The organism is Thiocapsa sp. (assembly GCF_022340925.1).
Taxonomy (GTDB): Bacteria; Pseudomonadota; Gammaproteobacteria; order Chromatiales; family Chromatiaceae; genus Thiocapsa.
Map to the genome: position 1 here is coordinate 1 of NZ_JAJDNA010000111.1, position 23,145 is coordinate 23,145.

Consider the following 23,145-nt stretch of genomic DNA (forward strand, 5'->3'; position numbering starts at 1 on the left):
GCCAGGTCCTTGCCGTCGCGATAGATGACGTTCCGGTGCATGTTGGTGCCGTTCGGCTGCGAGGTCCATTCGAAGCCGATGAAGGCCGTGAATGCACCCGGCTGGTTGTGCCGCTCTGCCGCCTCGGTGACGCGCTGCCACATCGTCTGCCCGAAGGGCGTGCCGGCCAGCGGGTCGTCGCCCACGTAGGTCGCTTCCATCCAGAACTCGTAGGACTTGATCTGGGCGTCGGTCGTCTTCGGCGCATAGATCTCGGCGATCTCCCGGCCCCACGCGTTCTTCTTGAGCACCGGGCTGTCCTCCGCCAACGCGACGGCGAGCCCCAGGTTCTCGGCGTGGTCCGAGACCACGAGAAAATCGAGCGGTCGCTGCAGGCGCGCGGGGACGCCCTGCGATGACGTCACCTGCTCGCCCTTGGCGAAGCGATAGGCGTCGTCTGGTCCGAGGGTACAGCCGACCATGCCTGCGTCGGCCGAGTACGCGGTATGCAAGTGCGTGTCGCCGAAGAAGACGCGGTTCGGGTAATCTTCTTGCAGGTACGGCGAATACTCGACCTTCTTATCCGTTGGACCGGGGGCGTCTTGGGCGACACCGATGCAGGTCAGGCCCAAGCCGAACAAGACGGCGGCAGGCGTGCGAAGGAGGTGATTCATCGGGCTTTCCCCATGCGGTGGCAGGCGACCTGGGTGGGAGGTTTCGATGGCGTGATCCAGGGCGTTCCCGCAAACTTACCCGACTGCTGCGCTAAGAGTTATCCAGTTTCCGCACCAAACGCGCGACCACGTGACCTTGCGGCCGGACCATAGCAACCAAGCCGACGGCGCCACAGCTGGTAATGCAGCGGCCGGCAGCTTCGAGATCTTCGACCCGTGTGCGTATGAGTGCGCCTCCGGTCCCTGGGAGATCCTGGCGGAACCAATCGCTCCGGGACCGTTCGCGAACCGCAAAGACTTCCTGGTGACCCCGTCGGTGATCCTCTATCGGGAAGACTTCAGAGGATCGATGCGGGTGAGAGGCATGTCACCGCCTGGAATGCTGGCGGTCGGGCTGCCGCTGCGCGTCGGCGACAAGTCGCGGTACTGGGGCGTATCGCCGGGAGGTGGCACCCTCCCTGCCACGCTTCCGGGTGCTCTCGACGTCATCCTGGACGACGGACAGGAGCAACTCATCGTGCTGATCGCCCTGGATCTCCTGCGCCGCAGCCTCCCGGAGGATGCCGTCGAGGCCTTGGAGCGCTGGGCCGCGTCGCGCCGGCTGCCGGTGCGCCCCCACGCGGCCAACGCCATCGCCCGCTGGCTGTTGACGCTCATCGATGCCGCGAAGCGTCAGGCGGATGCGACGTCTTTGGGAATACTGTCGCGCGTCCTCGAAGAGGAGTTGCCCCAGCGATTGGTGGCTGCCTGCCAGTTCGACAGCAGTTTGACAACGCGACGAGACGCTTCCTCGAGGCGCCGCGCCCTCGACCGCGCGATCGCCTTTTTGCGCGACGCTGATCTCGCATCCGTGCGTGTCGGCGACCTTTGCCGGGCCACCGCGGCGACGCCGAGAACCCTCGAATATGGGTTCCAAGAGGGACTTGGTCTCAGTCCCCTTCGGTTCCACAGACTGCTGCGGTTGCACGCGGCACGCCGTGAGCTCGCGGCGGCGCAGGCCGGGACAACAACGGTCGCGGAGATTGCCGATCGCCTCGGGCTGCTGCATCACAGCCGCTTTGCGACCGAGTACGCCGACTTGTTCGGCGAGATGCCGTCGCAAACGTTGGCGCGACCGCCATTGCGGCTGGCTAGGCCCCTGCTCCTGAGGGACTGCTAGTTTCTCGGCCATGCTGGCCATAGTGCCAAAGGGGTTCTGCGATGGAACCTTCTACCCACGAGACCCGCCCGTGCAAAGGATTTCGACGGGTGGTCTGGACCGAATGCTTTCTCCCGTGGTCGATGTGAATCGGAAACCGACGCCAACCAAGCTGACTGGCCGTTTTGCGGACGCAGGGCGTATGACAACGCTTGGTCCGCTCGGAACCCTCAGAGTGTCGCTGTCCCACTTCGCCGTCCGAAGCGACATCTACAGACTTCGACTCCTCACATTGGCAAAAGGTGCGTAACTTCTTCGTGCTACTGGCGTCCGCGATGAGGTGTTTTGACATGGCCTCGCTCGGTTGCTGCCTTTCGGACTAATTCGGTATCCGGCGTGAGCGTGGAGCCGACCTCATACCATCGCCGTCCAGCTCCGCTTACCGGGACCCGGGCTGGACCAACACTGTCGCGGCAGATGACCGCATGGCGATGCGAACGGCTTTCCCAAAGTCGCACCGTCAGCAGCAGCGACCAGCATGAAGTGATCGCTGGTCTGAGCAGTCCCGGGGGTCCGCAATGCGCCCGTTGCGGGAGCCCAAGAGGCCCGTCTCCGGCGACCGCGATCGTTGAGGGGACGCCGAACCGGTTTTGGTTTGCGTTCAGTTTCCAGAGGAGTTGTCCACGCTTCGATGGAAGCATGGTGTGGTGGGAAAGGAACAGTTGGAGCTGCCGGGGCCAAGCTCCGAAGGTCCTTGAGTGGCCGAACACAGACTGACCCAACACCGGACTGAGCGCCAGCATTCGCTGTCCCATGCTCTTTGGCCGGAGCGGCAATGAGGCCCGATTGGCCATGACCGACAGACTCGCGGTATCCCAACGGGCGAAGAATGGCACCTGAGGCGGGACCGGTGCAACCCGCAACGGGACCGTCGGGTCGGGTGCGGGCTGCGCGGGACGGAGCGCCCGGCTCCTCATGCCGAACGCACCTCTCAGGTTTGTCCGGCAGGTCGCTCAAAGAGATAGTGGCTCACAAACCACTCCTGCCCCTTTCGATAACCAAAGAGCTCGGCGCAAGCCATAAAGAAAAGCCGCCAGCGCATCCACCAGACCTCGGCATGGGCGTTGCCATAGGTCTCCTCGAGGATCGGCCACACCCGATCGCGGGCAGCGTCCATGCGGGCCAGCCACGCGTTCAGGGTACGCTCATAGTGGCGGCCGTCCCATCGCCAGCGATCGACCAGCTTGAGATGCTCCTGAAAATGCAGAGGGAGATCGTCGCTGGGCATGATGCCGCCGGCGAAGAAGTAATGGCTCATCCAGTCGCTTGGGCCGGGGTCTTCGAACGGATAGGGGTGCTCGCGATGGACGAAGATGTGCATCAGGAAATGCCCGCCGGGCTTCAGCCAGTCGTGGACCCGGGCATAGAGTATGCGGTGGTTGCGCATATGCTCGAACATCTCGAGCGAAACGACGCGGTCGTACGACCGATCCGCCTGGAAGTCGTTCATGTCCGCGGTGACGATCTCCAGGTTGGCCAGACCGCGGCGGTCGCGCTCGGCCTCGATGAAGGCGCGTTGTCGATTGGAGTTCGAGACACCGGTGACCCGGCACCGCGGAAACCGCTCCGCGATGTAGAGACTGAAGGCGCCCCATCCGCACCCGAGCTCGAGCACCTGCTCCCCGTCCTGAATGCCCGCGCGCTCCGCAGTGATCCGCAAGGACGCCTCTTCGGCCTCCCCCAGGGTCTGCGTTCGAGCCGCCCAGTAGCAGGAGCTGTATTTGCGCCGCGGACCCAACACGGCATCGAAGAAGCCGGCCGGGAGCTCGTAATGCTGCTGGTTAGCGCGCTCGGGCACCTCAGCGATGGGCGAAGCGTCCATCATGGCGATGAAGTTGCGCTTGTGCCGGATCGCGGCCTCGCAATCGCCGACCGGCAGGGTCGCGAGCCGTTGACGCAGCAGGGTGCGAATGCCGCTGCGCGCCAAGCTGTCGGGCACCTTGCCTCGCTCGACCCAGCGGATCGCCGCTTCGGTTGCCCGAGCCATCATCTCGGCTCCCTCTTGCTCGCAGCGTTTGATTCCATCCGCGTCAGGTCTTGTCGGGGGGGCAACAGGACAAGGCGCCGGCAATATCCATCCGTCATGAGACGTGACCTCTGCCCGTCATGCCGATTCCGTGACACCTTCGGCCTGGTCCTGGGCGACAGGCTCGCGATAACCGCAGTCCTTCTTGGGGCAGACCTTGGCGACGCCCTTCGTCTTGGTGGCCTTGATCGTCAAGATCGGCCAACCGCACTTGGGGCAGGGCTCGGCGATCGGCTCATCCCAGACCGCATAGTCGCATTTGGGATAGCTCGAGCAGGAGTAGAAAATCTTGCCGCGGCGCGACTTTTTCTTCTGCAGGGTCCCTTTGGCACATTGGGGGCACGCCACACCTGTGTCCTCGGGCCGCTCCAAGGGCTCGATGTGCTTGCAGGTCGGGTACGCGCTGCAGCCGATGAACTTCCCGTAGCGCCCGCGCTTGACCTCGAGCCGCGAGCCGCACAGGGGACAGGCGCGCCCCTCGACCACCTCCGGGGCCTCCTGATCGGCCTTGTCGGGGTTGAGATCGCGGGTGTAGTCACACTCCGGGTAGTTGGTACAGCCGACGAACCGCCCATTGCGCCCGAGCCGAATGGACAGCTGACCGCCGCACTTCGGACAGGTCTCGTCGATGCGCTCCTGTGTCACATCGCTGCGCTTGACAAACTCCTGGGTGTGGTCGACGCGCCCTTTGAACGGCTTCCAGAATTGCTCGAGGAGGGGAATCCAATCCTCCTCGCCGCGTGACACGGCGTCCAATTCGTCCTCGAGCCGGGCGGTAAAATCATAGTCCACGTAGGCGGTGAAATACTCGGTGAGGAAGCGGTTCACCACACGCCCGACGTCCGTCGGAAGGAAACGTTTGCTCTCCAGGATGACGTACTCGCGGTCCTGCAGCGTCGAGATGATGGAGGCATAGGTCGAGGGGCGGCCGATGCCGAACTCCTCCAGCGCTTTGACCAATGAGGCTTCGGAGTAGCGAGGCGGCGGCTCCGTGAAATGCTGCTCCGGGCGGATGGCCAGCAGGTCGACGAGGTCGCCCGCTTGCATGGCCGGAAGCATCCTTTCCTCGTCATCGTCCGCGGTCTTGGCGTCGTCACGACCTTCCAGGTAGACCCGCATGAAGCCCGGCTCGGCGACCGTCGAGCCCGTGGCGCGAAAGAGATTGCCCGGACCGGCGCTCAGGTTGACCGACACCTGATTGATCAGCGCATGGGCCATCTGACAGGCCAGGGTGCGCTTCCAGATCAGCTCGTAGAGACGAAACTGATCGGCGGCCAGATGTGCCCGCATGGCCGCGGGTTCGTTGAGGATCGACGTCGGGCGGATGGCCTCGTGTGCCTCCTGCGCATTCTTCGATTTCGTCTTGTAGGCCCTCGGCCGATCGGGCAGGTGGTCCGCGCCATAGCGATCGGTGACATAGGCGCGGATCTCGTTGACAGCCTCCTGGGCAAGATTGACGGAGTCGGTGCGCATGTAGGTGATCAGGCCGATCGGGCCACCGCCCACGTCGACGCCCTCATAGAGCTGCTGCGCCACCCGCATGGTCCGCTGCGCCGTGAACCCGAGCTTGCGGGCCGCCTCCTGCTGGAGCGTCGAGGTGATGAAAGGCGGTGCCGGGTGACGCCTGCGCTGCTTGTGCTCGACCTGCTCGACCTTGAGCTTGCCGGCGGCGGCCTGCCCCAGTGTCCGTTGCACGGCCTCGGCATGCGCCGCGTCCGTAACCGTGAACTGCTCGAACTTGTCGCCACCGAATTCCACGAGTTTGGCGGTAAACGGCCGCTCCTCCTTGGCCGCATCCGCCTCGATGCTCCAGTACTCGCGGCGCTTGAAGGCCTCGATCTCGTCTTCACGCTCACAGATGAGACGGAGCGCAGGACTCTGGACGCGCCCGGCGGACAGGCCGCGCCTGATCTTCTTCCACAGCAAAGGCGACAGGTTGAATCCGACCAGGTAGTCCAGCGCCCGCCTCGCCTGCTGGGCATTCACGAGGTCATAAGACAGGGTGCGCGGGTTGGCGACGGCCTCCTGCACGGCCCGCTTCGTGATCTCGTTGAAGACCACCCGATGCACCGGGCGCTGTCCCAATTGGCGGCGGCTCTTCAGGAGCTCGTAGAGATGCCAGGAGATCGCCTCCCCCTCGCGGTCCGGGTCGGTGGCGAGATAGAGGGCGTCGGCCCCCTTCAGCTTCTTGGCGATCGCCTGGACGTGTTTCTCGTTCCGCTCGATGATCTGGTATTTCATCGCGAAGCCATGCTCGGGATCGACCGCGCCTTCCTTGGGCACCAGGTCTCGCACATGCCCATAGGAGGCGACGACCTCGAAGTCCGGTCCGAGATATTTCTTGATGGTCTTGGCCTTGGCCGGGGATTCGACGATGACGAGGTTCATGGGCGATTCAGGACGAACGGGACGCGTCCCCTAAGGTAACCCCGGCTCGCGCCTGGCCGTCAAGGGCGTCCATCGAGATCACGCGGGTCCACCGGCGAGCGCGATCCAGAGGAGCCGGGCGTGAGCGCTTGGGCGAGCTCGCCGCTCCGGGGCCCCGGAGGTCGCTCCACGCCGCCTGGCGGCGAGCGATCCCGGCATCAGTGCAGATAGACGGACCCGTCGTTGTAGACCAGATCCTCCATCTGGGAGAAGGCATCCTCCCGGCCCGGCCGGTTCATCAAGACCAGCAGAACCACCCACTTGACCTCATCCAAGGTAACCATGGCATGGTCGATCGCAAGCAGACGGTCGATCACCAGCTCTCGACTGACGGGATCCAGGATCCCGTTCTGCTCCAGGAAGAGCAACAATCCGCGGGCCTCGACATCCAGCTTCCCGGATTCGGCCTCGTTGTAAACGCGGATGGAGCCGATGGTATGGTCGTGATACTGCGGGACCTCGACCCCGGCTGCCAACTCGTCGAGCCACTGCAGGGCCTTCTCGATCTCGGTCGTGGTGAAGCCGGCCTGAGCGAGCTCATCCTCCAACACACCTTGCTCGAGAGGCGACCGGCCCTCGCCGTCCATGTAGTTCTCGTAGAGATAAATCAGCACATCGACCATATTTTCGTACATCAGCCAACCTCATGGACGGCGTCAGCCGAGGGGCTGACGGTGGCGGGCGTGACATGCACCCCTGGAGCATCCGCTAGGCACCCGTCCGGTAGAAGCGGCCTCCAGGGCCGGATAATACATGACCCTCGAGCTCAAGGACCAATAACATCGAGGCGACCTCCTGCGCGGTCCTCCCGGTGCGGGCGATCAGCTCATCCGTGGCCACCGGCTCGAAGCCCATCGCGTCAAGCAGCCCGCAGTAGTCCGCATCGAGCGATCCACCACGCCGCCTCGACCCGTCCGCTGCGCCATCGGCGGCGCCGGGCATCTCCGACGCGGCGGAATCATCTGCCCGGATCATCCCGCGAAGGACCGGCGCGAGGTCGGCGAGGATCTCCGTCGGGTCCTCGACCAGCTTGGCACCGTCGCGGATCAAGGCATGGCAGCCGCGCGCCAACGGGTTGCGGATCGACCCCGGCAGGGCGAACACCTCGCGCCCCTGCTCGAGCGCACAACGAGCGGTGATGAGGGAGCCGCTCTTGATGGCCGCCTCCGTCACCAGGACCGCGAGGCTGAGGCCGCTGATCATGCGGTTGCGGCGCGGGAAGTTTCGCGCCACGGGACCCTCTCCGGGGGGCAGCTCGCTCACCAGTGCGCCGCATCCGGCGATCCGCCGGGCCAGGTCACGATGGACCGCCGGATAGACCCGATCCGGACCGGTCCCCAACACCGCGATGGTCCGCCCTGATTCCAGCGCGCCCGCATGCGCGGCACCGTCGACCCCGATTGCCAGCCCGCTGGTGACGAGCAAGCCGTCGCCAGCCAGGCGCCGGGCAAAGTCACGCGTCAGCTCGACGCCGGTCGGGGTTGGGTTGCGACTGCCGACCACCGCGATTTGCGGTTCCGCAAGCAGGGACGGATCACCGCGCACGTAGAGCAGGGGCGGCGCATCCGGGATCTCCGCGAGCAACGGGGGATAGCGGGGATCGACCCGCGTCAGGAGATGCGCATCAGGCTGGTCGTTCCAGGCGAGGATCCGCTCGATCGAACGCGGGTCGGGCGCTTTGAGCGCGGCCACCGCGGCCGGCGTGACGCCAGAATCGGTCAGGCAGCGACCCGGCGCCGCCAGGACGGCCTCCGGGGTTCCGTAGTGATCGAGAAGCCGAGCGGCGGTGCGGGGACCCACGCCCGGGGCCAACATCAAGGCGATCCAGGCCGCGAGCGAATCCGCGGATCGACTCAAGCTATGGCTCCACCGTCAGGATGGCGGCGGGGCGATCTGATCGCCCACATGCATCGCTTCCTGGGCGCTCAGCACCAGGGCAAAACTCACCCGATCGAAGGTTCGAAAGACCATCAGGACACCGGCCCGCTCGAAGGGCCGGATATAGGTGCTGCGGTCCCGCCGGAGGTCGGCATGCAGCGGCAAGGGTGTGTTGGGGTCCGGCTCGTCGCGCCGCCAGCCCTTGTTCGAAAACCCGCTGCCGAGCCAGAGCTCGCCGCTCAGCGGTCCTTGATCACGCCAGCTCCAATCGGCCCCACCGTCGCGGACCTTGTCGCGCGCCTGCTCGCCGCCGCGATAGACCTCGAAGACATGGCCGGGCTCGATCCGCTCGCGTGCCCCGCGATTGAGGATCACGACATCGTACTGACCGATCTGCGAGACGCCGTCCATCACCGACAGGATCTGTCCCCGCGTCCCCGCAGGTGCCGGACGCGGATAGAAATTCGCCAACGGGGTGTCCAACCCGGCCGGGATCACCCGGTCCCCGATCGCAACCTCCCGTTCGGAGCTCAGGACCCTGAGGATTGCCGGATCCCCCACGCGCTCGAGTCCGGCGTGGGCGACAAGAACCGCCTCATAGCCAAGGATCCGATTCGTCTCCGGATCGCGCAGCGCATCACCGGGGCGCAGGACCTGAAACTCGCTGACCACGGTCGTATCGATGCGGCGCACGAGGAGCGAGTCGTGCAGGCCCGCCACGACGCGCTCGTCGGTGAAGCCCACGACATAGGGCGCACGTTTAATCTCTTCGGAATCCGCGACCCATGGCTCGGTCAGAAACGGCTGGATCGACGCGATCGGGATGGTCGGCACGGGCGCCTCGAGCGCCGTCGACCGAATCCGGGGACTCAGCTTGACCACGCGCATGCCGCCCCCTGAGCTCGCGGCCGAGCGACCCGCCGACGCGCGGCCTACCCGCGGCCGGCCGTCGACGTGCGTGAGAAAGAGTCGGTCGCCGGGGTAGATACGGTCCGGGTCACCCACCTCCTCGTTGGCCTGCCACACCTCCGGCCACCGCCAAGGGTCACGGAGGAATCGGCCCGCGATGTCCCAGAGCGTATCCCCGGGGAGAACCTCGTAGGTCTCCGGCGCATCCGCAGCGAGCTCGACGGCACCGGCCGCCGGCGTCGCCAGGAGGGCCATCGAAAGAAGACAAGCCGAAACCGGCAGAACAACGGGTAGAGCGCTCATCGGACCTCCCTGGTGCTCGAATCGGGATTCACCCGCCCCCACTGAGGGGTATAGTATGTCCCAAATACTAGCGCATGCGACGCAGTCTCTTCCACTCGGGTACAAACCCAATTGCGCCGAACTGAATTTCCGATGGCAAAGCTGGATATCTTGACCTTTCCGGACCCTCGACTTCGCCGCAAGGCGTCGCCGGTGGCGCGCATTGACGACAACATCCGACGCCTCGTCGACGACATGCTCGAGACCATGTATGCCGCCCCCGGCATCGGATTGGCCGCCATTCAGGTCAACGTGCCATGGCGGGTCATCGTGATCGACATCTCCGAGACGCATGATCGGCCCTTGTGCCTGATCAATCCAGTCATCCGCTCCCTCGAGGGCGAAGAGGAGATGGATGAAGGCTGCCTCTCTGTCCCGGGATTCTTCGAGACCGTCAGACGCGCCGAGCGCGTGCGGGTCGAGTCACTGGATCGACACGGAGAGCGCTTCGAGCTCGAGGCCGATGGCCTGCTCGCCGTGTGCATCCAGCACGAGATCGACCACCTGGACGGGAAGCTCTTTGTCGATCACATCTCCATGCTGAAGCGCCAATGGATCCGCCGGAAGCTCGAGAAGGAGCAACGTCAAGGCGTGGCCGCACCGGTGCCCCGGCGGAGCGCCATTTGATGGGGGTTCCCGGGCGGTCCGATCCCATGCGGCGAGATGTCTGGCGGCGATGAAGCCACTTCGGGTCATCTTCGCGGGGACGCCCGAATTCGCTGTTCCAAGCCTCTCCGCGCTGGTCCGGGCGCAGGCCTCTCCCCGGGCACGGCTGACGTTGGAGCTGGCCGCCGTCTACACTCAACCGGACCGGCCGGCGGGCCGTGGCCGTCGCCTCCAGGCGAGCCCGGTCAAGGTGCTCGCCCTGGCCCAGGGCCTGAGGGTGATCCAGCCGGAGAGCCTCAAAAAAAATCCGGAGGCCGTCGCCCGGCTGGCCGCCTTCGATGCGGACCTGATGGTCGTGGTCGCCTTCGGGCTGATCCTTCCGCGTGCGGTGCTCGATGCGCCCCGTCTCGGCTGTGTCAATGTCCACGCGTCGCTCCTACCGCGCTGGCGCGGCGCGGCTCCGATCCAGCGCGCCCTGCTCGCGGGCGACCAGGAGACTGGCGTCTGTATCATGCACATGGAATCTGGACTGGACACGGGCCCGGTCTATCATCGGATCCGGACCCCGATCGGCGCGGACGAGAACGCCGCCCGTCTGCATGACCGCCTCGCCCGGCTCGGCGCCCAGGCGTTGATCGAGGCCCTGCCGGGAATCGTCGACGGATCGCTGATCCCGAAGCCCCAACCGGACGCGCAGGCCACCTATGCGCACAAGCTCACCAAGGAAGAGGCCGGGATCGACTGGAGACAGCCGGCCGAGCTCATCGAGCGCCAGGTTCGGGCGCTCGATCCCTGGCCGGTCGCCCAGACCCGAATCGGCACCGAGACCCTGCGGATCTGGAAGGCGGTGGCCGATCCGGACCAGCCGGTCACTGAACCCGCCGGGACCGTGATCTCTGCCACGCGAGACGGGATCGACGTCGCCACCGGTTGCGGCGTCTTGCGCATCATCAGCGTCCAACCTTCAGGGAGACGGGCCATGCCGGCCGCAGACTACATCAATGCCCGAGCGATCGACGGCGCGCTGCTTGGCTGAGAGCCGGCGCGGCACCCCAACGCCGCGTCATCCCGTCGGCGCTCAGGCCCGCGCGGCCGCCGCACTCGCCGTGCATGGCGTCCGCGACCGCGGCAAGTCGCTCACCCGCGTGCTCGAGCAGGCGGGGCTTCCTCAAACCCCCGCCGAACGGGCCCTGACACAGGAGATGACCTACGGCTCGCTGCGCACCCTGCCCCGCCTCGAAGGGCTTGTCGCGCGCCTGCTCAATCACCCGCTGAAACCCGCCGACAAGGATGTCGAGGCGCTGATCCTGGTCGGTCTGTACCAGCTGACCGCGATGGACACGCCCGACCACGCGGCTGTTGCCGCCACCGTCGAGGCCAGTCGTCTCCTCGGCAAGCCAGGCAAGGCGGCCCTGATCAATGCCTTGCTGCGCCGCTTCCTGCGCGAGCGCGAAACCCTCTTGACCGCGGTCGATTGCGAGCCCGCCGCCCATTGGCTCTTTCCCGAATGGCTGCTCGAGCGGCTGCGCCAGGATTGGCCGGAGGATTGGGAGCGGATCGTGCACGCGAGCAATCATCGTGCACCGATGAGCCTGCGCGTGAATCGAATGCGCGCGGACCGCCGGGCCTATGCGGCCCGACTCGCCGTTGCCGGCTTCGCAGCCAGGCCCATTCAGGGCTGCGATATGGGCTTGACCCTGGACCAGCCGTGTCCGACTCACGAGCTACCCGGGTTCGATGAGGGGCTGGTCTCGGTCCAGGATGGGGGGGCCCAGTGCGCGGCCGCACTCCTGGATGCCGAACCGGGGCAGCGGGTCCTTGACGCCTGCGCCGCACCCGGGGGCAAAGCGGCAAGCATCCTCGAGCGGGCCGCGAATCGACTGACCCTGGTTGCGATCGACAGGTCGCCGAAACGCCTGGCATCCATCCAAGCGACCTTCCAGCGGCTGGGGTTGACGGCGGAGGTGGCGCTCGCCGACGCCGCCGCCCCGCGTGGAGACTGGACAGCGGTCGTGTTCGACCGCATCCTCCTCGACGTGCCCTGCTCAGCTACGGGCGTCATCCGGCGTCACCCGGATATCAAGTGGCTGCGGCGTGCCGCGGACATCCCGGCATTCTGCGCTCAGCAGGCGCGAATCCTCGATGCCACCTGGCCTCTGCTCAGGCCTGGGGGGCGCCTGCTGTATGCGACCTGCTCGGTGATCGCCGAGGAGAACCAGCTCCAGATCGCGGCCTTTCTGGAACGCCAGCCCGATGCGCGCGAGCGCCTGATCGACGCCCGCTGGGGCCGGGCGCTGCCGATCGGCCGTCAACTGCTCCCGACCGATGGGGCCAACGATGGCTTCTACTATGCCCTGATCGAAAAGGCGGTCCCATGAAGCGCCGGGCGGCGAACGACGCTCCGCGGCTCCTCGTGCTGGCCTTGTTGCTGAGCATGCTGACGCCTGCCGCAGCGAAAGACTACTTCAGGGTCCAGCAGGTCGAGACGCGCCTCGCCGACGGTATCTTCCTCATGAGCGCGCTCGTCGATTACAGGTTCAGCCCCGAGGCCCTGGAGGCGCTGGAAAATGGGGTGCCCCTGACGATCCTGATGCATATCCAGCTCCGAAGACGCGGTGCCTGGGTCTGGGAGAACAGCCTGGTGGACCTGCAGTTGCGCTATGCGATCCGCTACAAGCCACTCTCAGAGCGCTACGAGGTGTTCCGGCTCCCGGGCGCGGGCGGGCGCAGCTTCGTGAGCCAGGATGCGGCTATTCGAGCACTCGGTGAGATCAGCAACATTGAGCTGGTGAGCGCCGAGCGCCTCGACCCCGACGCCGAGTTCGAGATCCACTTCCAGACGTCGCTCGACATCGAAGAGCTTCCGCTCCCACTGCGCCCGATCGCCTATCTGAAGCCGTCCTGGAAGCTCTCCAGCGGGTGGAGCAAGTGGCCCTTAACGCCCTAGAACGTCTGCGTGGACTTGGGGCACTGCCCGTCGCGGCCCTGATCCTGGGCCTCTTCGTCGTTCTGGTGCTGATGCGCGACGCAGTCGAGAATTCCGAGACGCTGAGCCGCGCCTTCGTGCCATTGCTCTCGGTCGTCCTGAGCGGGCTGGGCGCGCTGGCGATCCTGGTGATCGTCAATATCGTCAAGCTGGTTCGTCGCTACCGTCAGCAAGCCGCCGGCTCGCGACTGACTGGGCGGATCCTGGTCCTCTTCGTGCTGATCTCGCTGCTCCCGGTGGGCGTGGTCTATTACTTTTCGCTCGGGTTCCTGCTGCGAGGGATCGACAGCTGGTTCGATGTCGAGGTCGGCCGCGCCATGCAAGATGCCTTGGTGCTCAACCAGGCATCACTCGACCTCAACCAACGGCTCCTGGCACGTTACACGGAGCAGCTTCTCGCCGGGATCGAGGATCGCTCGTCGACCGCGATCGCGCTGAGTCTGAACAACCTGCGGAGGCAGGCCGGGGCGATCGAGTTGACCGTCTACGGATCCGGCGGTCAGGTCCTGGGCAATGCCAACGAGGACCCTACCAAGCTGGTCCCGAATCCGGCCGAGCGGGAGATTCAGCTGAGCGTGCGCGCCGGCAACAACTACGTCGGCCTGGAAAGCGACCTCGGCGGAGAGCTCGTCGTGCGCGCATTGGTTCAGGACCCAAGGGGCCGTGAGATGCAGATGCAGGCGATCTTTCCAACCTCTGCGCGGATCACCGAGCTGTCCGAGCGCCTGGAGAATGCCTACAACCGCTACACCGAGCTCGCCTACCTGCGTCAGTCGTTGAAGCTGAGCTTCTCGCTGACACTCTCCCTGGTTCTCGTGTTCGGTGTCATGGCCGCGGTCATCGCCGCCTTTCACACCGCACGGCGCCTGGTCGCACCGGTCGCCGACATCGCCCGCGGGACGCGCGCCATCGCCGAGGGCGACTATGAGCAGCAGCTCCCGCTTCCGCGGCACGACGACGAGCTGGCCTTTCTCGTCGCCTCGTTCAACGCAATGACACGACGGATCGCCAGGGCGCGTGACGCCGCCGCTCGCAGCCAGCAAGCAGTCGAGACCCAGCGCAACTATCTGGAGACGGTGCTGGGGCGTCTGTCATCGGGGGTCGTGGCCTTCGATGCCGACCTGCGGCTGCGAACCACCAACCCGGCCGCGCGCCAGATCCTGACTCTAACGTTCGCCGAGGAGGAGATGCCCGAGCTGGCTCGCATCGAACGCGAGCTGCCGTGGCTGACGCCCTGGACGGAGACGGTCCGCCGCTCCATTGCCGCCGGGCAGGACTGGCGCGCCGAGGTCGCCCTGGATCGCGGCGAGACCCGTCAGACCCTGATGTGCCGTGGCAGTCCGCTGCCCTTCTCGGACAACGGGCAAAGGGGGCACGTCGTGGTGTTCGACGACATCACCTCCCTGATCACCGCGCAGCGGGATGCAGCCTGGGGCGAGGTCGCTCGGCGCCTCGCCCATGAGATCAAGAACCCGCTGACGCCCATCCAGCTCTCAGCGGAGCGACTGCGTCACAAGCTGCTCGCGAAGGCGGAGGACGCGGACGCAAAGGTGATCGATCGCTCGACCCGAACAATCATCCAGCAGGTCGAGGCCATGAAGGCGATGGTCAACGACTTCTCCGATTATGCACGTGCCCCGGATATTCAGTCCGCGCCCCTTGAGCTCGATCGGCTCGCACAAGAGGTCCTGGATCTCTACAGCAGCGCCGGAACGGGTGCGCTCCAGGTGAGTCTCGGGGCACCCGGGGCGCTCGTGAGCGGCGACCCGTTGCGCTTGCGTCAGGTCATTCATAATCTGATTAAGAACGGACAAGAGGCATTGGATGGCCGTCCCGACGGCCTCATTCGCGTGACGACGCGCCTCGCCGAGAAGGGCAACGACCAATACATCGAGCTGCAGGTGGCCGACAACGGACCCGGGTTCGAGCAGCACCTCTTCGAGCGCTTGTTCGAGCCCTATGTCACCACGAAGGCCAAGGGCACCGGACTCGGCTTGGCCATCGTGAAGAAGATCATCGAGGAGCACCGAGGTATGATCAGGGTGGAGAATACGGGACAAGGCGCCTTGGTCCAGATTCGTTTGCCGATCCGGCAAGCCGCGGAGCGCGCCGCCCAACGGCAAGGAGACGACGCACAGCTATGAGCGCAACGCACGTCTTGGTGGTTGACGACGAGCCCGACATCCGGGATCTGGTCCAGGAGATCCTCGAGGATGAGGGCTATGCTGTGGTCAGCGCGGAAAACGGCGAATCCGCCCGTCATGCGTTGCGTGAGCGGCGGCCGGATCTCATCCTGCTCGACATCTGGATGCCTGACCTAGACGGCATCAGCTTGCTGCGGGAGTGGGCAGAGGAGGAAGATGGGCTGCCCTGCCCGGTCATCATGATGTCCGGCCACGGCAATGTCGAGACTGCGGTCGAGGCGACACGGCTGGGCGCCTACGACTTCCTCGAAAAACCGCTTTCGATGGCCAAGCTGTTGCTCACCCTCGAACGGGCGCTCGAGGCCGACAAGCTGCAGAAAGAGAATATCGGGCTGAAACGCCGGGCGCCGCAGGTCCACGAGCCGGTCGGGCGCAGCGCAACCATGCAACGACTGCGCGAGCAGGTCAAACGTATCGCCCAGCACGACACCTGGGTGCTGATCACCGGCGATGCCGGCAGCGGGCGCGAGACCTTTGCGCGTTACCTGCACGCCCAGAGCGCGCGCCGGGAACGGCCGTTCGTGGACCTCAGCGTCTCCGCGCTCGCAGGCGGGAATGCCGCTCGCGAGCTCTTCGGCACCGAAGACGGGGAGCACATCCACTACGGCAGTCTGGAGAAGGCGGCGGGGGGGACTCTGCTGTTGGATGAGGTCGCCGACATGGACCTGGAGGCCCAGTCAAAGCTGCTCGGCGCGCTCGATACCGGATCCTTCATCCGCATCGGCGGGAGCGAGCCGGTCCGCATCGACGTGCGTATCATCGCGGTCACACGGCGCGACCTCGAAGAGGAGGTCCGGGCCGGGCGTTTTCGCGAGGACCTCTTCTATCACCTGAATGTGGTGCCGTTGCAGATACCATCCCTGCACGACCACCCCGAAGATGTGCCGGACCTGCTGAACTTTTATCTCGACTTCTTCGCGACCCACGAGAAGCTGCCCTACCGGCGCTTCAGCGTGGGCGCCCAGAACTTTCTGCGCAACTACGCCTGGCCGGGTAACGTGCGGGAGCTGAAGAATCTGGTGCAGCGGGTGCTGATTCTCGGCTCCGGGGACGAGATCACCCAGAAGGAGGTGGAAGGGGCACTCGGGGCGCCACCGCCCTCTCAGGGCCAGCCCCTCGATGGATTGGTCTCCTTCGATCAGCCGCTCCGCCAGGCGCGAGAGCAGTTCGAGAAGGCCTACCTCGACTACCAGCTCGAGAAGCACACCGGCAACGTCAGCAAGATGGCGAAAGAGGCCGGCATGGAACGAACCCATCTCTACCGCAAGCTGAGATCACTGGGGATCGAGATCAAGGAGCGGCGTTGAAGCGCGTCTCGCGGCTCAGTCCGTGCACCGCCGATCGGGTCTACGCTCGCGGCATCTTTCAACCTTTGCGCCGTCGCGCCTCGAGTCTTTGATTCGAGAGCCGGAGTCATTAGCCGCGTCGCGGCGATCGCCCATCATGGCCAGCCGGCGGCGGAACAGCGGCTCAGAGTGCACGTAACCCCTAACGCGGTCTAAATGAAGATCATCATCCTAGGCGCAGGTCAAGTCGGAACCTCGGTCGCCGCCAACCTGGTCAGCGAGTCCAACGACATCACCGTCGTTGACCACAACCCGGACTTGCTGAGAGAGCTGCAGGACCGCTTCGATCTGCGCACCGTACTCGGACATGGGGCGCACCCGGACGTGTTGCGCAGGGCGGGCGCGGAAGACGCCGACATGATCATCGCGGTCACCAACAGCGACGAGACCAACATGGTGGCCTGCCAGGTCGCCTACACCCTCTTCCACACCCCGACCAAGATCGCGCGGGTGCGGGCGCAGAGCTTCCTCGACCAGCCCAAGCTCTTCGGCACCGATGCCCTGCCGATCGACGTCCCGATCAGTCCGGAGGCGCTGGTCACCGACTATATCCTGCGCCTGATCGAGAATCCCGGCACCCTCCAGGTGCTCGACTTCGCCGGGGGGCGGATTCGTTTGGTGGCCGTAAAGGCGTATTACGGCGGACCCCTGGTTGGACATGAGCTGCGGACACTGCACGACCACATGCCCAAGGTGGAGGCACGGGTGGCGGCGATCTATCGTCAGGATCGGGCCATCGAGCCCCAGGGTGACACCGTGATCGAGGCCGACGATGAGATCTTCTTCGTCGCCGCGCCGATCCATATCCGCTCGGTCATGAGCGAGCTGAGGCGCCTGGACCGGCCCTACAAGCGGCTGATCATTGCCGGCGGCGGCAATATCGGTACGCGTCTCGCCGGGTCGCTGGAACGCAGCTATCGGGTCAAGATCATCGAGCGAGACCTGGTGCGCTGCAAGCGCATCTCCGAAACCCTAGAGAAGACCATCGTGCTCCACGGGGACGCCGCGGATCGCGATCTGCTGCAAGAAGAGAATGTCGAGAATACCGACGTCTTTTGTGCCGTGACCGATGACGACGAGGCCAACATCCTCTCGGCGATGCTGGCGAAGCGCCTCGGCGCGCGCAAGGTGATGGCCCTCATCAACCGCCAATCGTACGTCGATCTGGTGCAATCCGGGAGCATCGATGTTGCCATCTCGCCACAGCAGGCGACGATCGGCAGCCTGCTGAAGCATGTGCGCCGAGGCGATGTCGTGATGGTCCATTCGCTGCGGCGCGGGGCCGCCGAAGCGATCGAGGCGATCGCACACGGCGACGAGACATCCAGCAAGGTCATCGGACGCAGCATCGAGAACATCCAACTGCCGAAAGGCGCCAGTATCGGTGCCATCGTCCGCGGGGAGGACGTCCTGATGGCGCATCACGACGCGGTCATCGAGCCCGAGGACCACGTTATCCTGTTCCTGCAGGACAAGTCCCGCATCCAGGAGGTCGAGCGCCTCTTCCAGGTCGGGGTCACCTTTCTCTAGGAGCCTGCTCGGATACTTGCCAATTCGCATTGGCCGGCGAGCCGGGGCTCCGGACAATACCCAGCCATGACCAAGATGAGACACCTCCTTTTGCCGGTTCTCGCCGCGATCGGCGTCAGTGCCTGCGACCCGTCGGAGTCGGACCGTGCGGGGCCGGCCATCAAGCTACTCGAGACCGCCGAGCAGGGCGATCTCTCCGCCCTGGAACGCCTCTTGAAACCCTCCACTGATGTGGACGTCCGCGATAGTTGCGACTGGACACCGCTGATGAAGGCAGCCCTCTACGGCCATATCGACGTCGTGGGACGACTGCTCGATGCGGGCGCCGCGATCGATGCCGAAGACAAAGGCGGGTACACGGCCATGATGCTCGCGGCCTCCAACAACCATGAGCAGGTCCTGGACCGACTGCTGCGCGCAGGCGCGATGGTCGACCACCAGGAGCATACCCGGGGCTGGACCGCACTGATCTGGGCCGCGAGCAAAGGCCATACCCGCAGCGTGGAGACGCTGCTTCGTCATGGGGCGGACCCGACTCTTAAAGATGACGACGGCTATACGGCCGCGGATCGAGCCGCGGAGGGTGACCATCGGACGGCACTCCAACGCCTGCAGCGCGGTTAGCGGCAGGGCTCGGGTGGCACGGCACCGACTTACCCTGCATCGCTCGGTGCTTGTGCGGTCGACCAACGGGCCATAGATCCTGAGGACATCCCCTGGCGGGGCTGAACGCACGAGAGGACCCATGGTGAGCAGAAAAGAGCGTATCGAGGATATCCTGCGGCACTCGGTTGAACCGATGCACTTGGAGGTGACTGACGAGAGCCACATGCACTCGGTGCCTCCGGGGGCAGAGTCGCATTTCAAGGTCCTGGTGGTCAGCCAGACCTTCGCCGACCAAACACTCGTCGCGCGCCATCGACTCCTCAACCGCGCCCTCGCGGCGGAGCTCACAGGCGGACTGCACGCCCTGTCGCTTCATGCGTGGACGCCCGAGGAATGGTTCGCCAGGGGCGGCGTGAGCGCACCGGACTCGCCACCATGCCAAGGCGGCTCCAAGGCCGCATGATCGGATGCGACCCGCCGCTTCGGGGCTATCCTTCGTCTGGGCCGGGGCTGATCGGCTCAGGCGATGCCGCGTCGATCGGGTTGGCGAAGTACGCGCGCGTCAGGCTGAACACGACCGGGCTGAGCAGCAGAAGCGCCACCAGGTTGGGGATCGCCATGAGGGCATTCAGGGTATCGGCGACCAGCCAGACGAGCTCCAGCTGCACCAGGGCACCGACCGGAATGACCGCGACCCAAGTCAAGCGAAACGGCAGAATGGCGCGGACACCGAACAGGTATTCGATGCAGCGTTCCCCATAAACGCTCCAGCCCAGGATGGTCGTAAAGGCAAACAGGGCCAGACCCAAGGTCACCACGTACCCGCCAATCCCCGGCAGACCTGTGTGGAAGGCTGACGATGAGAGGCTGGCGCCCGTCTGGCCGCCCGTCCATTCACCGGTGACCATGATGACGAGTCCGGTGATGGTGCAGATGATCAGGGTATCGATGAAGGTTCCGAGCATCGCCACCGTACCCTGCTGGATCGCGTTGTTGCTTTGCGCCGCCGCATGGGCGATCGGTGCACTCCCCAGACCCGCCTCATTGGAGAAGATGCCGCGCGCCACGCCCATCTGAATGCCCATCATCAATGTGGCGCCGGCGAAGCCGCCGACGGCGGCGGTCGGGGAGAAGGCGTGCAGGACGATCTGGTAGAGCGCCTGCGGGATCTTGTCCAGGTTGAAGACAAGCACGGCAAGGCCGCCCACCACATAGGAGATCGCCATGAAGGGAACTAGCTTGCCTGCGACCTGGGCGATCCATCGAATCCCCCCGATCAGGACCAGCCCCACCATCACCGCCATCACCACACCGGCCCACGCCTTGGGGATGGCGAACTTGCTGTTCAGCGCGTCCGCCACCGAGTTGGCCTGCACCATATTGCCGATCCCAAAGCCGGCGAGCGCGCCGAAGATCGCAAACGCCGTTCCGAGCCAGATCCAGTTTCGACCGAGCCCGTTCTTGATGTAATACATCGGACCGCCGACATAGTTGCCCCGCTCGTCCACCTCACGGTACTTGACCGCGAGGACACCCTCCGCATACTTGGTCGCCATGCCGACGAGCGCGGTGCACCACATCCAGAAGAGGGCCCCAGGACCGCCGATCGCGATCGCCGTGCCGACCCCCGCGATGTTGCCGGTCCCGATCGTCGCCGACAGCGATGTCATCAGGGCATTGAATGGGGTGATGTTTCCTTGCCCCTGCTGGTGGCGCCCCGCCCACAGCATCCGGAAACCGTAGCCGATCCGGAGCAACGGCATCAGGCGCAACCCGAGCATGAGAAAGAAGCCTGTCCCCAAGATCAGGACCAACATCGGAGGTCCCCAGACGAGTCCGTTGACCGCAGTCACCCAGTTCGTGAGCGCCTCCACATCGAGCCTCCTAGGTCAGTTGAATCTGGAAACCGGCGGAGAAACTATACACTTCAACTCAACGCAAAGGCGCCATGCGTCGGCACCGGGACAGACGGCACCGCAATGGCGTAACCCAAAGACCACGCACCCAAGATCGAGGCGGCGGCACTGCCGTGGCCCCGGCAGCGGAGCAGCGGATCGAGCTCATTGGACAAACGGCTTTGCCCAAAGCCGCACGAAGCCTTAGACTTGCGCGTTCTACATGACGCACACGACCGGTTTCAGAACCCGGGTGCGCCACCTCCATTCCCTTCAGCGATCCGCCGCGCCGGCGCCAGACGTCCAATGAAGCTTCTCGTCGATTTCGTTCCGATCTTGGTTTTCTTCGCCGCTTATAAGATCAAGGGCATCTATGTCGCCACCGGGGTGGCGATCGCTGCCTCGACGGTCCTTCTCGGCTGGTCGTGGCTGCGCCGTCGCCGGGTCGAAACCCTGCATCTGGCGACGCTGGGATTGCTGATCCTGTTCGGCGGGCTGACGATCGGACTCCGAGACCCGATCTTCGTCATGTGGAAACCGACGATCGTCAATTGGCTGTTCGCCGCGGCCTTCCTCGCCAGTCAGACGATCGGCCAACGCTCTCTGATCGAAAGGATGATGGGCGGCGCCATTGAGCTCCCGCGAGCGGTCTGGATGCGACTCAACCTGATGTGGGTCGGATTCTTTCTGGTCACGGGTCTCGCCAATCTGTTTGTCGTCTATATCGGCAGCGGGTTCTTCGCCGCGCAGCAGACGCTGATCCAAGTCTCCGGGCTCCACGACGTCGACCTCGCGACCTGCGTGGAGCGCTTTAGCGGTGACCTGCTCGCGCTCTGCACCCAGGCCCAGGCAAGCGAGGAGATTTGGGTCAACTTCAAGCTCTTCGGTATGATGGGGATGACCCTGGTGTTCGTGATCGCCCAGGCCATCTATCTGTCCCGTCACATGCGGGACCAACCCCCGACCCTAGAGGCCGATTGACGTGCTCTACGCCATTCTCGCCACTGACAACGCGGGCAGCCTGGCGAAACGCAAGACGGCGAGACAGGCCCATCTGGCACGACTGCAGACATTGCAGGACGAGGGGCGTCTGGTTCTCGCGGGACCTCTTCCGTCCATCGACAGCCCTGAACCCGGCGATGCGGGCTTCTCGGGCTCCCTGATTGTCGCCGAGTTCCCTGACCTTGCCGCTGCCGAGCAGTGGGCCGCAGCCGACCCTTACGTCGCGGCCGACGTTTACCGCGAGGTCCGCGTCAGGCCCTTCAAACAGACCTTTCCGGCCTGATAGGCAAGGCGGCCCCGCCGGATGCCCCGGGCAGATCCGGACCCTCGGGCTGGCGCCGACTCGATCACGACCGAACCGCATCCCACACACGGAAAACGCCGACATGAGAACACCTAGCCTACTGTTGATCCTGTGCGCCATCTTGATCGCCGGGCCGAGCGCCGCCGAAGACGCCCAGGACAAGGGCACGGACGACGTCTTGATCGCGACAGTCAACGGGAAACCCTACTCACTCGACCTGTTCCGGCTGTTCTACCTGGAGCGCCTTCAACAGAGCCAGGGGGAGAACTCCCAGGAGTTGCAGGAGACGGCCTTCAACGACTTCATGAGCCTGGTCGTCGCCTCGCAGGAGGCCACCCGTCGCCAGCTCGAGCAGGACAAGAATGTCGCGACAGCAGTCGAGCTGCAACGCATGAAGATCCTTTCCAATGCCGCCCTGGCGTCGATGTCGGAGGAGCTCGAGGTCACGGAGGACGAGCTCAAGCAGGCCTATGAGGAGCTCAAGGAGAACGCTGGCAGAACCGAGTATAAGGCGCGCCACATCCTCGTGAAGGACGAAGCCGAGGCCAAGAAGCTGATCGCCGAGCTCGACGGCGGAGCTGATTTCGGTGATCTCGCACGAGAGCACTCACTCGGGCCGACCGGCAAGAACGGGGGTGAGCTCGATTGGTTCGACGCCGGACAGATGGTGGCACCCTTCTCAGACGCGGTTGCCGCCATGGAGGTCGGGTCGTACACGAAACAACCCGTGCGGACGGAGTTTGGGTGGCACGTGATCAACCTTCAGGACTCGCGCAAGGCGGCGCCACCGAGCTTGGCGGAGGCAAAGCCGCAGCTGACCGCCATGCTCAAGCGCCAGAAGCTCTCCGAGAAGCTCATCGGCATGCGCGACAGCGCCATGGTCGAGCTGAACGAGGATGTCGTGAAGCTAAAATCCAGCGAGGACCAGTCGACTGACGAGCCATCGAGCAAATAGGTCCGACGTAGCCTGACCGAGACCGCCCGCGGCTCGCGCCGCTGCCGAAGAGATGCCATCGACGGCGGCGGTGCAAACCCCTCCCCCCACCCCGCGCGACCAAGCCCCCAAGATTGACGCGACCTGACGCGCACCGGGCCCGGGCTCGCGCGGTCAAAGCAGGCTCGCGTCTCTCAAGCAAGCACACGACGCGCATGTCAGTTGCATCTTGACAAGAATGTATTAGAATTTGCTTCTATAGTGATTCTATGGAGAGACAGAATGATAACCTCCTGCAC

General features: G+C 65.0%; 20 protein-coding genes. 13 read left to right on the top strand and 7 right to left on the bottom strand.

What is annotated here, in order from left to right; translation table 11 throughout:
- Positions 1-653: DUF3604 domain-containing protein (locus tag LJE61_RS13480; protein WP_296918645.1), on the bottom strand; the 653-nt coding region annotated here is incomplete at its 3' end.
- Between the two features lie 130 nt (positions 654-783).
- Here LJE61_RS13480 and LJE61_RS13485 point away from each other — a divergent pair.
- Positions 784-1,812 carry an AraC family transcriptional regulator gene (locus LJE61_RS13485; protein WP_296918648.1) on the top strand — a complete coding sequence of 343 codons (1,029 nt, stop codon included), beginning with the start codon at positions 784-786 and terminating at the stop codon, positions 1,810-1,812.
- Between the two features lie 970 nt (positions 1,813-2,782).
- On the opposite strand, the gene LJE61_RS13490 is transcribed toward LJE61_RS13485, so the two are convergent.
- The 5 genes from LJE61_RS13490 to LJE61_RS13510 all read right to left on the bottom strand — a co-directional run bounded on the left by LJE61_RS13490 (position 2,783) and on the right by LJE61_RS13510 (position 9,394).
- Entirely contained in the window at positions 2,783-3,838 is a 1,056-nt protein-coding gene (locus LJE61_RS13490; RefSeq protein WP_296911224.1) for an SAM-dependent methyltransferase, read from the bottom strand.
- A 117-nt stretch (positions 3,839-3,955) separates the two neighbouring features.
- On the bottom strand, positions 3,956-6,265 hold the full coding sequence (topA, locus tag LJE61_RS13495) for a type I DNA topoisomerase (protein WP_296911216.1): 2,310 nt from the start codon (positions 6,263-6,265) through the stop codon (positions 3,956-3,958).
- A 197-nt stretch (positions 6,266-6,462) separates the two neighbouring features.
- Positions 6,463-6,939, bottom strand: a complete 477-nt coding sequence (locus LJE61_RS13500; protein WP_296911214.1) for a Smg family protein — start codon at positions 6,937-6,939, stop codon at positions 6,463-6,465.
- A 73-nt stretch (positions 6,940-7,012) separates the two neighbouring features.
- A complete protein-coding gene (dprA, locus tag LJE61_RS13505; protein WP_296911222.1) occupies positions 7,013-8,119 on the bottom strand; it encodes a DNA-processing protein DprA in 1,107 nt (368 codons plus the stop codon).
- 57 nt (positions 8,120-8,176) lie between these two features.
- Positions 8,177-9,394 carry a LysM peptidoglycan-binding domain-containing protein gene (locus LJE61_RS13510; protein ID WP_296911212.1) on the bottom strand — a complete coding sequence of 406 codons (1,218 nt, stop codon included), beginning with the start codon at positions 9,392-9,394 and terminating at the stop codon, positions 8,177-8,179.
- A 132-nt stretch (positions 9,395-9,526) separates the two neighbouring features.
- Here LJE61_RS13510 and def point away from each other — a divergent pair, with 132 nt between their 5' ends.
- From def to LJE61_RS13555, 9 genes are all read left to right on the top strand, one after another.
- Complete coding sequence (def, locus tag LJE61_RS13515) at positions 9,527-10,060, top strand: peptide deformylase (protein ID WP_296911209.1); 534 nt, start codon at positions 9,527-9,529, stop codon at positions 10,058-10,060.
- A 49-nt stretch (positions 10,061-10,109) separates the two neighbouring features.
- On the top strand, positions 10,110-11,075 hold the full coding sequence (gene fmt / locus LJE61_RS13520) for a methionyl-tRNA formyltransferase (protein ID WP_296911207.1): 966 nt from the start codon (positions 10,110-10,112) through the stop codon (positions 11,073-11,075).
- On the top strand, positions 11,041-12,417 hold the full coding sequence (rsmB, locus tag LJE61_RS13525; RefSeq protein WP_296911205.1) for a 16S rRNA (cytosine(967)-C(5))-methyltransferase RsmB: 1,377 nt from the start codon (positions 11,041-11,043) through the stop codon (positions 12,415-12,417). Before fmt ends, rsmB begins: the two co-directional genes overlap by 35 nt.
- The gene (locus LJE61_RS13530) at positions 12,414-12,986 is read left to right on the top strand and encodes a DUF4390 domain-containing protein (RefSeq protein WP_296918650.1); all 573 of its coding nucleotides are present in this window, start codon (positions 12,414-12,416) and stop codon (positions 12,984-12,986) included. The genes rsmB and LJE61_RS13530 overlap by 4 nt, the downstream gene beginning before the upstream one ends.
- The gene (locus LJE61_RS13535) at positions 12,968-15,169 is read left to right on the top strand and encodes an ATP-binding protein (protein ID WP_296918651.1); all 2,202 of its coding nucleotides are present in this window, start codon (positions 12,968-12,970) and stop codon (positions 15,167-15,169) included. The genes LJE61_RS13530 and LJE61_RS13535 overlap by 19 nt, the downstream gene beginning before the upstream one ends.
- A complete protein-coding gene (locus LJE61_RS13540; protein WP_296911201.1) occupies positions 15,166-16,536 on the top strand; it encodes a sigma-54-dependent transcriptional regulator in 1,371 nt (456 codons plus the stop codon). Before LJE61_RS13535 ends, LJE61_RS13540 begins: the two co-directional genes overlap by 4 nt.
- A 195-nt stretch (positions 16,537-16,731) precedes the next feature.
- A complete protein-coding gene (trkA, locus tag LJE61_RS13545) occupies positions 16,732-18,105 on the top strand; it encodes a Trk system potassium transporter TrkA (protein ID WP_296911199.1) in 1,374 nt (457 codons plus the stop codon).
- Positions 18,106-18,171: 66 nt separating this feature from the next.
- Complete coding sequence (locus LJE61_RS13550; RefSeq protein WP_296911197.1) at positions 18,172-18,729, top strand: ankyrin repeat domain-containing protein; 558 nt, start codon at positions 18,172-18,174, stop codon at positions 18,727-18,729.
- 124 nt (positions 18,730-18,853) lie between these two features.
- Positions 18,854-19,174, top strand: coding sequence for a BolA family protein (locus tag LJE61_RS13555; protein ID WP_296911218.1), 321 nt, complete (start codon positions 18,854-18,856; stop codon positions 19,172-19,174).
- A 25-nt stretch (positions 19,175-19,199) separates the two neighbouring features.
- Here LJE61_RS13555 and LJE61_RS13560 read toward each other — a convergent pair whose 3' ends face one another.
- Positions 19,200-20,585 carry an alanine/glycine:cation symporter family protein gene (locus LJE61_RS13560; protein ID WP_296911195.1) on the bottom strand — a complete coding sequence of 462 codons (1,386 nt, stop codon included), beginning with the start codon at positions 20,583-20,585 and terminating at the stop codon, positions 19,200-19,202.
- A 327-nt stretch (positions 20,586-20,912) separates the two neighbouring features.
- Between LJE61_RS13560 and LJE61_RS13565 the strand changes: the two genes are divergently transcribed.
- From LJE61_RS13565 to LJE61_RS13575, 3 genes are all read left to right on the top strand, one after another.
- Entirely contained in the window at positions 20,913-21,587 is a 675-nt protein-coding gene (locus LJE61_RS13565; RefSeq protein ID WP_296911192.1) for an inner membrane-spanning protein YciB, read from the top strand.
- Between the two features lies 1 nt (position 21,588).
- Complete coding sequence (locus tag LJE61_RS13570; protein WP_296911189.1) at positions 21,589-21,891, top strand: YciI family protein; 303 nt, start codon at positions 21,589-21,591, stop codon at positions 21,889-21,891.
- Between the two features lie 103 nt (positions 21,892-21,994).
- Positions 21,995-22,867 carry a peptidylprolyl isomerase gene (locus LJE61_RS13575; protein WP_296911187.1) on the top strand — a complete coding sequence of 291 codons (873 nt, stop codon included), beginning with the start codon at positions 21,995-21,997 and terminating at the stop codon, positions 22,865-22,867.
- Positions 22,868-23,145: the final 278 nt, after the last annotated feature.

Excerpts from the sequence above, each read along its gene's own strand:
- LJE61_RS13490 (WP_296911224.1), bottom strand. The coding sequence starts at position 3,838 with ATGGCTCGGGCAACCGAAGCGGCGATCCGCTGGGTCGAGCGAGGCAAG.
- topA (WP_296911216.1), bottom strand. The coding sequence starts at position 6,265 with ATGAACCTCGTCATCGTCGAATCCCCGGCCAAGGCCAAGACCATCAAG.
- LJE61_RS13500 (WP_296911214.1), bottom strand. The coding sequence starts at position 6,939 with ATGTACGAAAATATGGTCGATGTGCTGATTTATCTCTACGAGAACTAC.
- dprA (WP_296911222.1), bottom strand. The coding sequence starts at position 8,119 with ATGTTGGCCCCGGGCGTGGGTCCCCGCACCGCCGCTCGGCTTCTCGAT.
- LJE61_RS13510 (WP_296911212.1), bottom strand. The coding sequence starts at position 9,394 with ATGAGCGCTCTACCCGTTGTTCTGCCGGTTTCGGCTTGTCTTCTTTCG.
- def (WP_296911209.1), top strand. The coding sequence starts at position 9,527 with ATGGCAAAGCTGGATATCTTGACCTTTCCGGACCCTCGACTTCGCCGC.
- fmt (WP_296911207.1), top strand. The coding sequence starts at position 10,110 with ATGAAGCCACTTCGGGTCATCTTCGCGGGGACGCCCGAATTCGCTGTT.
- rsmB (WP_296911205.1), top strand. The coding sequence starts at position 11,041 with ATGCCCGAGCGATCGACGGCGCGCTGCTTGGCTGAGAGCCGGCGCGGC.
- LJE61_RS13530 (WP_296918650.1), top strand. The coding sequence starts at position 12,414 with ATGAAGCGCCGGGCGGCGAACGACGCTCCGCGGCTCCTCGTGCTGGCC.
- LJE61_RS13540 (WP_296911201.1), top strand. The coding sequence starts at position 15,166 with ATGAGCGCAACGCACGTCTTGGTGGTTGACGACGAGCCCGACATCCGG.
- trkA (WP_296911199.1), top strand. The coding sequence starts at position 16,732 with ATGAAGATCATCATCCTAGGCGCAGGTCAAGTCGGAACCTCGGTCGCC.
- LJE61_RS13550 (WP_296911197.1), top strand. The coding sequence starts at position 18,172 with ATGACCAAGATGAGACACCTCCTTTTGCCGGTTCTCGCCGCGATCGGC.
- LJE61_RS13565 (WP_296911192.1), top strand. The coding sequence starts at position 20,913 with ATGAAGCTTCTCGTCGATTTCGTTCCGATCTTGGTTTTCTTCGCCGCT.
- LJE61_RS13575 (WP_296911187.1), top strand. The coding sequence starts at position 21,995 with ATGAGAACACCTAGCCTACTGTTGATCCTGTGCGCCATCTTGATCGCC.